Below are 12,819 nucleotides of genomic sequence, written 5' to 3'. Positions count from 1 at the left end.
TCGCGAGCAAGCTCGCTCCCACAGGAGATTCCTGGCGAACGCTGAACCGGTGAACACCCCAAAAAAATTGTGGGAGCGAGCTTGCTCGCGATGACGGTGTGCCAGGCAACTTCAATGTCGCTGTCCCGCCGCTATCGCGAGCAAGCGCTCCCACAGGGATTGCTGGCGAACGCTGAACTGGTGAACAACTCCCAGAGGGGATTTGTGTTGTCTGCGAATCGTCAGCCGCGCCTCAGGCTGGCCAACCAATCGGGAATCCGCCGCTCCAGGTAATACCCCGGGCGCCGCAGGGTTCCGTCGACAAACCCGACATGTCCGCCCCGGGCGTGCAGTTCAAGTTGGGTCGAGGTGGATAATTCGTCGGGTTCGGGCAGGCTGTGGGGAAACACAAAAGGATCGTCGGCAGCCTGGATGACCAGGGTCGGTGTGCTGATGCCCGCCATGAAATAGCGGCTGGAGGCGCGGCGGTAGTAGTCCGCGGCATCGGAGAACCCGTGCAGCGGCGCCGTCACCCGGCCGTCAAAGTCCCAGAAGGTGCGCATGTTTTCCAGCGGGCCAAGGGCCGTCAGGGTTGCCAGGCCTTCGTGGCGTCCGTCGTGCTGGAACTGGCGTTGCTTGTTGCGCACATAGGCCACCATCTGTCGCATGAAGTGCGCCTGGTAGAACCTGGAAAATCCCTGGCCGATGCGGTCGGCGCACTGGTCGAGGCGAAACGGTACCGAGACCGCCACCGCCCCTTGCAACTGGCTGTCGCGGCCGGCCTCGCCCAAGTGCTTGAGCAACACGTTGCCGCCCAGTGAATAACCCACCGCAAACAGCGGCGCCAAGGGCCGCCTGGCGCGCAAGTGGGTAATGGCGGCGGCCAGGTCTTCGCTGACGCCCGAGTGATAGCTGCGGGGCAACAGGTTCGGCTCGCCCGAGCAGCCGCGCCAGTTCAAGGCCACGCTGGCCCAGCCCTGGCGACCGAGCGCCTGCTGCAACCCGGCTACGTAAGGCGAGTTGGAAGAGCCGGTCAACCCGTGCAGCACCAGCACCAACGGCGCCTCGGCGCTGTGGGGGCCGTGCCAGTCGAGGTCGAGGAAATCACCGTCTTCCAGCCACAGGCGCTCGCGTTGACGCTCGATGTGGGTGGTCCGGCGCCACAAGGGGCCCCACAAGGTTTGCAGGTGCGGGTTGCCAAGGCCAGGGGCAGGGACGAAACCTTCGGATGCGGCGGACATCATTATTATTCTCGATGCACTGGTCAGCCGTTCAGCCAATGTCCTTTGGCAAACGCTGCCACAACGCGTAGTACACCCGTCCGGATTTCTGCTCGCGGTGCAAGCGCCAGTTGCCCGGCAAGCCCAGGCTGGACGGGGCAGTCTCGCTTTCAGTGTAGACCCAGGCATCCTCGGCCAGCCACTGACGCTCCTCGAGCAAGGCGCAGACCGTCGGCAACAGGTTCTGGTTGAAAGGCGGGTCCAGAAACACCAGGTCGAAAGGTGTCGCCGGTTGGCTGTCCAGGTAGCGCAGCGCGTCGGCGGTCTGCACCTGACCGACGGTGCAACGCAGGGTGCCCAGGTGCTCCTTGAGGCTGGAGACCGCCAGGTTGCTGGCATCCAGCGCCTGGCCCATGGCGGCGCCACGGGACAGGGCCTCGAGAAACAGCGCGCCGCTGCCGGCGAACGGGTCGAGCACCCGGGCGCCTGCCACGTAGGGCGCGAGCCAGTTGAACAGGGTTTCCCGCACGCGGTCCGGGGTGGGGCGCAACCCCGGGGCATCCGGGAAACTCAGGCGCCGGCTGCGCCATTCGCCGCCGATGATGCGCAACTGGTTCACACCGTTGTGCACGGGTTTTTTGCTGGAATTCGATGGACGGGCCATTAGTGCTCCGGAACCCCGAGCGGTTGCTCGGCAGGTTTGTCAGTAGGGGGCGGCAACGGCTTTTGCGGCACGCTCGGGCCAGCGGTGACGATGACCATTTTATCGGTGCTCAGGTGTTTGTTCAGTGCGGCCTTGACCTGCTCGACCGTCAGTTCCTGGGACTGGCGCATGAAGTCTTCCAGGTAGCTGAGCGGCAAGTCATAGAACCCCATGGCGCCGAGCTGGCCGACGATGTCGGCATTGCTGGCGGTGGACAGCGGGAAGCTGCCCGCCAACTCACGCTTGGCGTCATCGAGTTCTTTCTGGGTCGGGCCGTTCTTGAGGTAATCGGCGAACACGTCCTGCACCAGTTTCAAGGTGCCTTCGCTCATCTCGGCACGGGTCTGCAGGTTGATCATGAACGGGCCGCGGGCCTGCATCGCCGTGAAGCCGGAATACACGCCGTAGGTCAGGCCGCGTTTTTCGCGGACCTCAGTCATCAGCCGCGTGCCGAAGCCACCGCCGCCGAGGATCTGGTTGCCCAGGGACACCGCGGCATAGTCCGGATCGTCGCGGTCGATGCCCAGTTGCGCGAGCATCAGGTTGGTCTGCTTGGACGGGAACTCGATGTGGCCGATGCTCGCCTTCGGTTCCACCGGTGGCGGGGTTTTCGCCAGGGCCGGGCCTTTGGGCAGCGCGGCGGACACCTGGTTGGCAATCGCTTCGGCTTCGGCGCGGGACAAGTCCCCCACCAGTGCGATCACTGCGTTGCCGGCGGCATAGGCCTTGGCATGGAACGCCCGGGCCTGGGCCAGGGTGATCGGTGGAATGCTCTCGGCGGTGCCGTCGCTGGAGTGGGCGTAAGGATGCTCGCCGTACAGGCGCTTCATCAGTTCCAGGCCCGCCAGTTTGCCGGGGTTCTGCTTCTGGTACTCGAAACCGGCGAGCATCTGGTTCTTGATCCGGGCGAAGGAGTCGGCAGGGAACGTCGGTTTGCCGACGACTTCGGCGAACAGCTTCAATGCCGGCTCACGCTTGTCGACTGCGCTGAGACTGCGCAGGGACGCCACGGCCATGTCCCGGTAGGCGCCGTTGCCGAAGTCCGCGCCGAGGCTTTCGAAGCCTTGGGCGATGGCGCTGACGTCCTTGCCGGCCACGCCTTCGTTGAGCATGGCGTTGGTCAGCAGGGCGAGGCCGGGGGCGTCGCCGTCCTGACTGCTGCCGGCGGCGAAGGTCAGGCGCAGGTCGAACATTGGCAATTCCCGGGCTTCGACGAACAGCACCTTGGCGCCGTCAGCGGTTGTCCAGGTTTGCACGTCGAGCTGGCGCCGACTGGGCGCCTTGTCGTTCAGTTCGGCCAAGGATTGCAGCTTGTGGCCGGACTTGGCCTTGTCCAATGCCTGGCTGGCGTTGGAGTCGCTGGACGGCGACAGGTAAAAGGCCAGGGCGCCGGCCAGGGCGATCAATACCAGGCCGATCGGCGCCAGGCGCGATGATTTGCGCTCATTCATGAGCTTTCTCCTCGGGCAGGACGTGCGCAACGCTCAGGCGCGAGCGGGTGAAATACAGCTGGGCTGCCTTCTGGATGTCTTGCGGGGTGACGCTTTGCAGTTCGGCGAGTTCGGTGTCCATCAGCTTCCAGGACAAGCCGACGGTTTCCAGCTGGCCAATGGCGGTGGCCTGGCTGGTGATCGAGTCGCGCTCATACACCAGGCCGGCGATGACCTGGGCGCGTACGCGTTCCAGTTCCTCGGCGGTCGGGGCGGTGGTTTTCAACTGCTCGAGCAAGCGCCACAAACCTGCTTCTGCCTGGGCGAGGGTTTTGTTTTTCTGCGTGTTGGGCGTCGCCGACAAGGTGAACAACGAGTCGCCGCGGGTGAAGGCGTCGTAGCTCGACGAGCCGCCGGACACTAATTCTTCGCCGCGCTCCAGTTGGGTCGGGATCCGGCCGCTGTAGCCGCCGTCCAGCAGGGCCGAGATCAGCCGCAGCGCGTTGACCGACGCCTTGTCCGTCGCGGTGGCGATGCTCGGCACGTTGAAGGCCAGCATCACGCTGGGCAGTTGGGTCTGCACATGCAGGGTGATCTGGCGTTCGCCGGGTTCGGCCAGTTCCAGGGGGATTTTCGCGACCGGCACCGCGCGCCGGGCAATCGGGCCGAAGTAACGCTGGGCCAGGGCCTTGACCTCCTCCGGCGTCACGTCGCCAACCACCACCAGGGTCGCGTTGTTCGGGGTGTACCAGGACTCGTACCAGTGGCGCAGTTCCTCGACGGTCATCCGGTCCAGGTCGGCCATCCAGCCGATGGTCGGCGTGTGGTAGCCGCTGGCCGGGTAAGCCATGGCCTGGAAGCGCTCGTAGGCCTTGGACATGGGCTTGTCGTCGGTGCGCATGCGGCGCTCTTCCTTGATCACCTCGATCTCGCGGCTGAACTCCTCCGGCGGCAGGCGCAGGCTGGCCATGCGGTCGGCTTCCAGTTCGAAGGCCACGCCCAGGCGGTCGCGGGCCAGCACCTGGTAGTAGGCGGTGAAGTCGTCGCTGGTGAAGGCGTTCTCTTCGGCACCGAGGTCGCGCAGGATCAGCGACGCTTCGCCGGGGCCGACTTTTTCACTGCCCTTGAACATCATGTGCTCAAGGGCGTGGGACAAACCGGTCTGGCCTGGCGTTTCGTAGCTGGAACCGACCTTGTACCAGACCTGGGACACCACCACCGGCGCACGATGGTCTTCGCGCACGACGACCTTCAGGCCGTTGTCGAGGGTGAACTCATGGGTGGGTTGTGGGTCGGCAGCCAAGGCTGAAAGAGGCAGACAAACTGTGCTGAGCAGCAGGCCTGCGGCGCGGCGGGCAAGAGCATTCATTCGTGTTTAAACCTGTTGGGTTGCCTGCTAGGTCTTAGCCTCGGCAGGCGAGGAGGTGCTAGGATACTGATCCGTTTTACTGGCGGCCACGCCTATCGGGCCTTTTATCGGCCCGGGGTTGTCTGGGTTCTGCGGAGAAACCCTGGGTTTGCTCGTTGATCCCGGCGTTTTCGCCGATGATGCCGTACCAGTCCTTCGAAAAAATCGACTTTGAGGCGTCCTGGGGACGCTTCGACAAAATGTTGCGCGTGAACAAGCTGGATGAAACGCAGTCTGTTCAGCATTGAATATTTATCACCGAGGCGCCCTCGTGGCGCTTCGCTACCGTGAGATAGCCGTCCTCCATGTTTGGTTCCAACGACGACAAGAAGACCCCAGCCGCGGCTGGCGAGAAAAAAGGCCTGTTCGGATGGCTGCGCAAGAAGCCGCAGGATACCGTCGTCGAACAGCCACAAGCGCTGCCTGAGCCCGCCGCCGAGGCAGTGGCCGAAGAAGCGGCGCCCATTGTCCTGCCGATCGCCGAGCCGGTGCTGCAACCGGTCGAGCCTGAGCCCGTTGCCGAGCCGATGGCCGAGCAGCCGCTGACCCCGCACGCCGAGCAAGCGCCCTGGCTGACCTTGCCGGTGGCGGAAGAGCCCGTCGCGCTGGTCGAGGAAACGGCACCCCATATCACCCCGCCGATTCCAGCGCCGACACATGTTGTCGAGGCGCCGGTCGTCGAAGCTGTCATTGAACCGCCAGCCGCCGTCGTTGCACCCGTGGTTGCGCCTGCCGCCCCCGGGCCGGCACCTGCCGTGCTGGAAGCCGAGCCCGTCCGCAGCGCTGAGGAAAACAAGGTCGGCTTTTTCGCCCGCCTCAAGCAGGGCTTGTCCAAGACCAGCGCCAGCATCGGCGAAGGCATGGCCAGCCTGTTCCTGGGCAAGAAAGTCATCGACGACGAATTGCTGGAAGACATCGAAACCCGCCTGCTGACCGCCGATGTCGGTGTCGAGGCCACCTCGGTGATCATCCAGAGCCTGACCCAGAAGGTCGCGCGCAAGCAGCTGACCGACGCCGACGCCCTGTACAAATCCCTGCAGGGCGAGCTGGCCAGCCTGCTCAAGCCGGTGGAAAAGCCGCTGGTGATCGCCTCGCAGAACAAGCCGTTCGTGATCCTGGTCGTTGGCGTCAATGGCGCCGGCAAGACCACCACCATCGGCAAGCTGGCCAAGAAGCTGCAGCTCGAAGGCAAGAAAGTCATGCTCGCCGCCGGCGACACCTTCCGCGCCGCCGCGGTCGAACAGCTGCAAGTGTGGGGCGAGCGCAACAAGATCCCGGTGATCGCCCAGCACACCGGCGCCGACTCCGCTTCGGTGATCTTCGACGCCGTGCAGGCAGCCAAGGCCCGTGGCATCGATGTGCTGATCGCCGACACCGCCGGTCGCCTGCACACCAAAGACAACCTGATGGAAGAATTGAAGAAGGTGCGCCGGGTGATCGGCAAGCTCGACGCCGACGCGCCTCACGAAGTGCTGCTGGTCCTGGACGCCGGTACCGGCCAGAACGCCATCAACCAGGCCAAGCAATTCAACCAGACCGTCGAACTGACCGGGCTGGCCCTGACCAAGCTCGACGGCACCGCCAAGGGCGGGGTGATTTTCGCCCTGGCCAAGCAGTTCGGCCTGCCCATTCGCTACATCGGCGTGGGCGAAGGCATCGACGACTTGCGCACCTTTGAAGCCGAGCCCTTTGTCCAGGCACTGTTTGCCGAACGGGAGCATTCATGATTCGTTTCGAACAGGTCGGTAAACGCTATCCGAACGGTCACGTCGGCTTGCATGAGCTGAGCTTTCGGGTCCGTCGGGGCGAGTTTCTGTTTGTCACCGGCCATTCCGGTGCCGGTAAAAGCACCTTGCTGCGCCTCTTGCTGGCGATGGAGCGGCCTTCCACTGGCAAACTGCTGCTGGCCGGCCAGGACCTGAGCACCATCAGCAATGCCCAGATCCCCTACCTGCGGCGGCAGATCGGCGTGGTGTTCCAGAATCACCAGTTGCTGTTCGACCGCACGGTGTTCAACAACGTGGCGCTGCCGTTGCAGATCCTTGGCCTGTCCAAGGCCGAAATCATCAAGCGTGTGGACTCGGCCCTGGAGCGCGTGGCCCTGTCGGACAAGACCGACCTGTACCCGGGCGACCTCTCTACCGGCCAGCAACAACGCGTCGGCATCGCCCGCGCCATCGTCCATCGCCCGGCCTTGCTGCTGGCGGACGAGCCCACCGGTAACCTCGACCCGCGCCTGGCGGCGGAAATCATGGGCGTGTTCGAAGACATCAACCGCCTGGGCACCAGCGTGCTGATCGCCAGTCACGACCTGGCCCTGATCGCCCGCATGCGTCACCGCATGCTCACCTTGCAGCGTGGACGCCTGATTGGTGACGGGGAGGCTGGCGTATGAGTGCTACTCGCAGCCCGAAAGTGGCCGAACGCGTGGCCCCGAAGGCCTCTGATCCGCAGCCGCAAAAGAAAAAGCGCGACGATGACGACGGCCCGGACTTCGCCACGCTGCTGCGCGCCTGGATCGAAAGCCATCGCGCCAGCCTGCTGGACAGCCTGCGGCGCCTGGGCAAGCAGCCCATCGGCAGCTTTTTTACCTGCATGGTGATGGCGGTTGCCTTGAGCCTGCCCATGGGCCTGTCATTATTGCTGAGTAATGTGGAGCGCCTGGGCGGCTCCTGGCAGCGCGCGGCGCAGATTTCCCTGTACCTGCAGATGGACGCCAGTCCCGCCGAAGGCCAGGCATTGGGTGAGCAGATCAAGGCGATGCCGGGTGTGGCCGAAGCCGAGTACATCGGCCGCGAGCAGGCGCTGGAAGAGTTCCAGCAACAGTCCGGCCTGGGCGACGCGCTCAAGGAGCTGCCGGAGAACCCGCTGCCGGGCGTGGTGCTGGTGACGCCGAACGAGGTCGACAAGCCCGCCCTTGAAGCATTAAGACAAAGACTTTCCGAGTTGCCGAAGGTACAACAGGCGCAACTTGATCTAGTCTGGGTCGAGCGTCTTGCGGCGATCCTCAAGCTCGGCGACCGGTTTGTCTTCGGTCTGACGGTGCTGCTGGTTTCTGCATTACTTTTGGTGATAGGCAATACCATTCGTCTTCATATTGAAAACCGCCGCACCGAGATAGAAGTGATTAAACTCGTGGGCGGCACGGACAGTTATGTACGCAGGCCCTTCCTTTATATGGGGGCGCTGTATGGCTTCGGTGCGGGGATTCTGTCCTGGGGCGTATTGGCGTTTGGCCTGGACTGGCTGAACGATGCGGTAGTGGGGCTGGCCGGTTTGTACGGCAGTGATTTTGCGCTGGCCGGAGTGCCAGTCGCCGACGGTCTGTCGCTCTTGCTTGGCGCGGTGCTGTTGGGTTATATCGGTGCATGGATTGCGGTCGCACGCCACTTGCGTGAGCTTGCGCCAAAATAGTGTTTTTTGCGCGTATTGACCTTTCGGTTTTTGTGGGAACTTGTCTTAGGGTTCCCGGTCAATTTTCGCAGTGCTGAACTGCACGAGTTATGTGAGTCGGAGGTTTTTTCGTATGACCACTTCTTTGCAACCTGCTTATGCTCTGGTCCCGGGTGCGAACCTGGAGGCCTATGTGCACACGGTGAACAGCATCCCCTTGCTGACGCCCGAGCAGGAGCGTGAACTGGCCGAGAGTCTCTATTATGAGCAGGATCTTGAGGCGGCTCGGCAGATGGTGCTCGCCCACCTGCGTTTTGTCGTACATATCGCCCGCAGCTATTCCGGCTACGGGCTGGCCCAGGCCGACCTGATCCAGGAAGGCAACGTCGGCCTGATGAAGGCGGTCAAGCGCTTCAACCCGGAAATGGGTGTGCGCCTGGTGTCGTTCGCCGTGCACTGGATCAAGGCGGAAATCCACGAGTTCATCCTGCGCAACTGGCGCATCGTGAAAGTCGCGACCACCAAGGCCCAGCGCAAGCTCTTCTTCAACCTGCGCAGCCAGAAGAAGCGTCTGGCCTGGCTGAACAACGAAGAAGTCCACCGCGTGGCTGAAAGCCTGGGCGTAGAACCCCGGGAAGTACGCGAGATGGAAAGCCGCCTGACCGGCCATGACATGGCCTTCGACCCGGCCGCCGAAGCGGATGACGACAGCGCTTTCCAATCGCCGGCCAACTACCTGGAAGACCACCGGTATGACCCGGCGCGTCAACTGGAAGACGCCGACTGGAGCGACAACTCCAACACCAACCTGCACGAAGCCCTGGAAGTGCTGGACGAACGCAGCCGCGACATCCTCTACCAGCGCTGGCTGGCCGAGGAAAAAGCCACGCTGCACGACCTGGCGCAGAAGTACAACGTGTCGGCCGAGCGGATTCGCCAGCTCGAGAAGAGCGCGATGAACAAGCTCAAGGTGTCGATTGCGGCTTGACCTGCGATAGCAGCCATAGAAACGCCCCGATCAGCGATGATCGGGGCGTTTTTGTCTGTGCCAATGATTTGAATTCACTGCCGACCCTGTGGGAGCGAGCTTGCTCGCGATGAGGCCATTACATTCAACATCAATGGTGGCTGTCGAACCGCCATCGCGAGCAAGCTCGCTCCCACAGGGATTTTTCAGTGTCTGCGCTACTGCGCCCAAGGCGCTCGCCGCGAACGATCGAGCTCCAGCAGGTAGCTGTCACCTCCCAGCTGGCTCATCTGCTGGCGAATCCAGCCCGCCCGCCGTAGCACATAGGGGCTCGGCCGGCTGGCGCTCCATTTCCGCGGGTTGGGCAATACCGCCGCCAGCAGGCTGGCCTGTTGCCGGGACAAGGCGTCGGCGCTGGTGCGGAAGTGATGGCGTGCTGCGGCTTCCGCCCCGAACACACCGTCATCCCACTCGACGCTGTTGAGGTACACCTCAAGGATCCGCTGCTTGGGCCAGAGCACTTCGATCAGCGCGGTGAACCAGGCCTCCAGGCCTTTGCGCAGCCAACTGCGGCCCGACCACAGGAACAGGTTCTTGGACACTTGCTGGCTGAGGGTGCTGGCGCCGCGAATCGAACCGCCACGCCCATTGTGAGCGAAGGCGGCCTGGATCGCGCCAATGTCGAAGCCCCAGTGCTCGGGGAATTTCTGATCTTCACCGGCGATCACCGCCACCTTGAGGCTGTCGGAAATCCGGTCCCAAGGCTGCCAGGTGCGTTGCAGGTCGATCGGCTCACCGCCGAACCAGGATTCAACCTTGCGCTCGATCATCAGCGCCGTGAACGGCGGCGGCACCACGCGAAACAGCAGCACCAGCACGACGCTGCCGACGGCGAACCAGAGCAGGGCTTTAAGGAATCGTCGAAACAATAAACGCAGCATAGAGATGGCTTGGCCGAACCCGTCGAGCGGGCCATTATACAGACCCTGTCCACCGAGTCTGACTGGAGTTCCCATGTTGCGTAGCTTTCTGATGCTGGCGGCTTTTTTTGGTTTTACGGGCGTGGCGCTGGGGGCATTTGCCGCCCATGGCCTGAAAAATCGCCTGAGCGCCGATTACCTGGCGATTTTCCACACCGGCGTCACCTACCAACTGGTGCACACCCTGGCGTTGCTGGGCGTTGCGCTGCTGGCCACGCACATTCCCGGGCGGATCGTCACCTGGGCCGGGATCTCCTTTGTCATCGGCATCCTGTTGTTCTCCGGCAGCCTGTATCTGTTGACCCTGACCGGCATCAGCAAGCTGGGCATCATCACCCCGTTGGGCGGCGTGGCGTTCCTGATCGGTTGGCTGTGCCTGGGGCTTGCCGCCTGGCGGCTGGGCTGACCGGGCAGTCCATTTCATGACGAATGGCTTGGGTCGCCCTGACTGATCGGGCTAGAATGCCAGCCCCTAAAAATGATGGCGGCATCCGGCATGCGCATTCAGTTGAACGGCGAACCCCTTGAACTGCCCGACGGTGAAACCGTTGCGGCCCTGCTGACCCGTCTGGAACTCGCTGGACGTCGCGTCGCGGTGGAGCTCAATCTGGATATCGTCCCGCGCAGCCAGCACGCCGAAACCACGTTGAACGACGGCGATTCGGTCGAAGTGGTCCACGCCATCGGTGGCGGCTAGTCGCCTCGGTTTCGCAGCATTTCGCAAGAACCTCACCCCAACAGAGGATTTCCCATGAGCATCGTTCGTAGCGACAAGCCCTTCGTCCTGGCCGGTCGTACCTACCAGTCGCGCTTGCTGGTAGGCACCGGCAAATACCGCGACATGGAAGAAACCCGCCTGGCCATCGAGGCCTCGGGCGCCGAGATCGTGACCGTCGCCGTGCGCCGGACCAACATCGGCCAGAACCCGGGCGAACCGAACCTGCTGGATATCCTGCCGCCGGATCGCTACACCATCCTGCCGAACACCGCCGGTTGCTTCGACGCCATCGAGGCCGTGCGCACCTGTCGCCTGGCCCGTGAGCTGCTCGATGGCCACAACCTGGTGAAGCTGGAAGTGCTGGCGGACCAGAAAACCTTGTTCCCCAACGTGATCGAAACCCTCAAGGCCGCCGAAACCCTGGTCAAGGAAGGTTTCGACGTGATGGTCTACACCAGCGATGACCCGATCATTGCCCGTCAACTGGCGGAAATCGGCTGCATCGCGGTCATGCCGCTGGCCGGCCTGATCGGTACCGGCCTGGGGATCTGCAACCCGTACAACCTGCAGATCATCCTGGAAGAAGCCAAGATCCCGGTGTTGGTGGATGCCGGTGTCGGCACCGCCTCCGACGCCACTATCGCCATGGAGCTGGGTTGCGAGGCGGTGCTGATGAACTCGGCCATCGCCCACGCCCAGCAGCCGGTCCTGATGGCCGAAGCCATGAAACACGCCATCGTCGCCGGTCGCCTGGCGTACCTGGCCGGCCGCATGCCGAAAAAACTCTACGCCAGCGCCTCCTCGCCGCTGGATGGTCTGATCAAGTAAGAGCCATTGATGACTGAATCGAACGACACGCCGGTCCTGCCGGAAGAAGGCGAAGAGCGCCAGCACCGCCGCATCAAGAGTTTCGTGATGCGCGCCGGGCGCATGACCGAAGGCCAGCAGCGTGGCCTGGAGCAGGGCGCGCCGCTGTTTGTCCTGCCCCTGGCCGATGCGCCGGTGGATTTTGACCAGGTGTTCGGCCGCTCGGCCCCGCGCTCGCTGGAAATCGGCTTCGGCATGGGCCACTCGTTGCTGGAAATGGCCGCCGCTTCGCCGGAGCAGGATTTCATCGGGGTGGAAGTCCACCGTCCCGGCGTCGGCGCGCTGCTCAACGGGGTGTTGACCCAAGGGCTGACCAACCTGCGAGTCTACGATTGCGACGCCATCGAAGTGCTCAACCGCTGCGTGGCCGACAACAGTCTCGACCGGCTGATGCTGTTCTTCCCGGACCCTTGGCACAAAAGCCGGCACCACAAGCGCCGTATCGTCCAGGCGTCGTTCGCTGAACTGGTGCGCAGCAAGTTGAAGGTCGGCGGTGTGCTGCACATGGCCACCGACTGGGAACCCTACGCCGAGTACATGCTGGAAGTGATGAACGTCGCCCCGGGCTATCGCAACCTGGCCGAAGACGGCAAGTGCGTGCCCCGTCCGGCCGAACGGCCGATCACCAAGTTCGAGCGCCGTGGCGAACGGCTGGGGCATGGGGTTTGGGATTTGAAGTTCGAAAAGGTGGCGTAAGCATCAGGCGGTAAAAACTGTGGGAGCGAGCTTGCTCGCGATGAGGGCATGACATCCAACATCAATGTTGACTGTTATACCGCCATCGCGAGCAAGCTCGCTCCCACAGTTGTTTTGTGGTGTCTGGGGGATCAGCGCCGATCCGCCACCACGCCAATCAACACCAGCACCACCAACAACACCGGCGCCAGGCTGTAGTTGTTGAACTGGCTCAAGCCCCTGACGATCCATTGCGTGGCATAGATCAGCGCGGCACCGCTGCCGATCATGCACAGCAGGGCGATCAAGGGGACGCGCAAGGCGCCGGCGATGCTGCCCAGGCGTTGGTCGACCCAGCCCTTGATGTCGGCACCAAACAGCACCAGCAGGCAGCCTACCAATGCCAGGGAGATTTCCGACAGGTTGCTGCGGCTCCAACGGGACACGGTGGCCAGCAGGTCGAGTACCAGATCCATTCG

The 12,819-nt window shown here is 63.3% G+C and carries 14 protein-coding genes; 8 read left to right on the top strand and 6 right to left on the bottom strand.

What is annotated here, in order from left to right; genetic code table 11:
* Positions 1-221: 221 nt before the first annotated feature.
* Genes BLQ55_RS26475 through BLQ55_RS26460 form a run of 4 tightly spaced genes read right to left on the bottom strand, consistent with a single transcriptional unit; the run spans position 222 to position 4,701 of the window.
* Positions 222-1,220, bottom strand: a complete 999-nt coding sequence (locus tag BLQ55_RS26475; RefSeq protein WP_092258281.1) for a hydrolase — start codon at positions 1,218-1,220, stop codon at positions 222-224.
* Between the two features lie 31 nt (positions 1,221-1,251).
* Entirely contained in the window at positions 1,252-1,863 is a 612-nt protein-coding gene (gene rsmD, locus BLQ55_RS26470; RefSeq protein WP_092258273.1) for a 16S rRNA (guanine(966)-N(2))-methyltransferase RsmD, read from the bottom strand.
* Positions 1,863-3,353 (bottom strand): M16 family metallopeptidase, encoded by a 1,491-nt coding sequence (locus BLQ55_RS26465; protein ID WP_092258270.1) that lies wholly within the window; start codon positions 3,351-3,353, stop codon positions 1,863-1,865. Before BLQ55_RS26465 ends, rsmD begins: the two co-directional genes overlap by 1 nt.
* On the bottom strand, positions 3,346-4,701 hold the full coding sequence (locus BLQ55_RS26460) for a M16 family metallopeptidase (RefSeq protein ID WP_092258267.1): 1,356 nt from the start codon (positions 4,699-4,701) through the stop codon (positions 3,346-3,348). Before BLQ55_RS26460 ends, BLQ55_RS26465 begins: the two co-directional genes overlap by 8 nt.
* Positions 4,702-5,045: 344 nt before the next feature.
* On the opposite strand from BLQ55_RS26460, the gene ftsY reads away from it, so the two are divergent.
* From ftsY to rpoH, 4 genes are all read left to right on the top strand, one after another.
* Complete coding sequence (ftsY, locus tag BLQ55_RS26455; RefSeq protein WP_092258264.1) at positions 5,046-6,467, top strand: signal recognition particle-docking protein FtsY; 1,422 nt, start codon at positions 5,046-5,048, stop codon at positions 6,465-6,467.
* Positions 6,464-7,135, top strand: a complete 672-nt coding sequence (gene ftsE, locus BLQ55_RS26450; protein ID WP_003177474.1) for a cell division ATP-binding protein FtsE — start codon at positions 6,464-6,466, stop codon at positions 7,133-7,135. Before ftsY ends, ftsE begins: the two co-directional genes overlap by 4 nt.
* Entirely contained in the window at positions 7,132-8,154 is a 1,023-nt protein-coding gene (gene ftsX / locus BLQ55_RS26445) for a permease-like cell division protein FtsX (RefSeq protein WP_092203093.1), read from the top strand. The genes ftsE and ftsX overlap by 4 nt, the downstream gene beginning before the upstream one ends.
* A 112-nt stretch (positions 8,155-8,266) precedes the next feature.
* Positions 8,267-9,121, top strand: a complete 855-nt coding sequence (rpoH, locus tag BLQ55_RS26440; protein WP_003177476.1) for an RNA polymerase sigma factor RpoH — start codon at positions 8,267-8,269, stop codon at positions 9,119-9,121.
* Between the two features lie 197 nt (positions 9,122-9,318).
* Here rpoH and mtgA read toward each other — a convergent pair whose 3' ends face one another.
* Complete coding sequence (gene mtgA, locus BLQ55_RS26435) at positions 9,319-10,041, bottom strand: monofunctional biosynthetic peptidoglycan transglycosylase (protein WP_060740192.1); 723 nt, start codon at positions 10,039-10,041, stop codon at positions 9,319-9,321.
* 73 nt (positions 10,042-10,114) lie between these two features.
* On the opposite strand from mtgA, the gene BLQ55_RS26430 reads away from it, so the two are divergent.
* The 4 genes from BLQ55_RS26430 (at position 10,115) to trmB (ending at position 12,361) form a co-directional block, all read left to right on the top strand.
* Positions 10,115-10,486 (top strand): DUF423 domain-containing protein, encoded by a 372-nt coding sequence (locus tag BLQ55_RS26430; RefSeq protein WP_072405917.1) that lies wholly within the window; start codon positions 10,115-10,117, stop codon positions 10,484-10,486.
* 90 nt (positions 10,487-10,576) lie between these two features.
* Positions 10,577-10,777: a sulfur carrier protein ThiS gene (gene thiS, locus BLQ55_RS26425; protein WP_060740194.1), complete on the top strand. Its 201-nt coding sequence runs from the start codon at positions 10,577-10,579 to the stop codon at positions 10,775-10,777.
* 54 nt (positions 10,778-10,831) lie between these two features.
* Positions 10,832-11,626 carry a thiazole synthase gene (locus tag BLQ55_RS26420; protein WP_060740195.1) on the top strand — a complete coding sequence of 265 codons (795 nt, stop codon included), beginning with the start codon at positions 10,832-10,834 and terminating at the stop codon, positions 11,624-11,626.
* Between the two features lie 9 nt (positions 11,627-11,635).
* Positions 11,636-12,361: a tRNA (guanosine(46)-N7)-methyltransferase TrmB gene (trmB, locus tag BLQ55_RS26415; protein ID WP_014340682.1), complete on the top strand. Its 726-nt coding sequence runs from the start codon at positions 11,636-11,638 to the stop codon at positions 12,359-12,361.
* 131 nt (positions 12,362-12,492) lie between these two features.
* Here trmB and BLQ55_RS26410 read toward each other — a convergent pair whose 3' ends face one another.
* Positions 12,493-12,816 carry a DUF3392 family protein gene (locus BLQ55_RS26410; protein ID WP_092258261.1) on the bottom strand — a complete coding sequence of 108 codons (324 nt, stop codon included), beginning with the start codon at positions 12,814-12,816 and terminating at the stop codon, positions 12,493-12,495.
* Positions 12,817-12,819 lie beyond the last annotated feature (3 nt).

It is taken from the genome of Pseudomonas sp. NFACC13-1 (genome assembly GCF_900104425.1).
In the GTDB taxonomy this organism is placed as follows: domain Bacteria; phylum Pseudomonadota; class Gammaproteobacteria; order Pseudomonadales; family Pseudomonadaceae; genus Aquipseudomonas; species Aquipseudomonas fluorescens_AA.
This window is presented reverse-complemented; position numbering and strand designations above follow the sequence as displayed.

Bases quoted from the DNA above. Each gene is read 5' to 3' on its own strand.
- BLQ55_RS26475 (WP_092258281.1), bottom strand. From the start codon at position 1,220: ATGTCCGCCGCATCCGAAGGTTTCGTCCCTGCCCCTGGCCTTGGCAAC.
- rsmD (WP_092258273.1), bottom strand. From the start codon at position 1,863: ATGGCCCGTCCATCGAATTCCAGCAAAAAACCCGTGCACAACGGTGTG.
- BLQ55_RS26465 (WP_092258270.1), bottom strand. From the start codon at position 3,353: ATGAATGAGCGCAAATCATCGCGCCTGGCGCCGATCGGCCTGGTATTG.
- BLQ55_RS26460 (WP_092258267.1), bottom strand. From the start codon at position 4,701: ATGAATGCTCTTGCCCGCCGCGCCGCAGGCCTGCTGCTCAGCACAGTT.
- ftsY (WP_092258264.1), top strand. From the start codon at position 5,046: ATGTTTGGTTCCAACGACGACAAGAAGACCCCAGCCGCGGCTGGCGAG.
- ftsE (WP_003177474.1), top strand. From the start codon at position 6,464: ATGATTCGTTTCGAACAGGTCGGTAAACGCTATCCGAACGGTCACGTC.
- ftsX (WP_092203093.1), top strand. From the start codon at position 7,132: ATGAGTGCTACTCGCAGCCCGAAAGTGGCCGAACGCGTGGCCCCGAAG.
- rpoH (WP_003177476.1), top strand. From the start codon at position 8,267: ATGACCACTTCTTTGCAACCTGCTTATGCTCTGGTCCCGGGTGCGAAC.
- mtgA (WP_060740192.1), bottom strand. From the start codon at position 10,041: ATGCTGCGTTTATTGTTTCGACGATTCCTTAAAGCCCTGCTCTGGTTC.
- BLQ55_RS26430 (WP_072405917.1), top strand. From the start codon at position 10,115: ATGTTGCGTAGCTTTCTGATGCTGGCGGCTTTTTTTGGTTTTACGGGC.
- thiS (WP_060740194.1), top strand. From the start codon at position 10,577: ATGCGCATTCAGTTGAACGGCGAACCCCTTGAACTGCCCGACGGTGAA.
- BLQ55_RS26420 (WP_060740195.1), top strand. From the start codon at position 10,832: ATGAGCATCGTTCGTAGCGACAAGCCCTTCGTCCTGGCCGGTCGTACC.
- trmB (WP_014340682.1), top strand. From the start codon at position 11,636: ATGACTGAATCGAACGACACGCCGGTCCTGCCGGAAGAAGGCGAAGAG.
- BLQ55_RS26410 (WP_092258261.1), bottom strand. From the start codon at position 12,816: ATGGATCTGGTACTCGACCTGCTGGCCACCGTGTCCCGTTGGAGCCGC.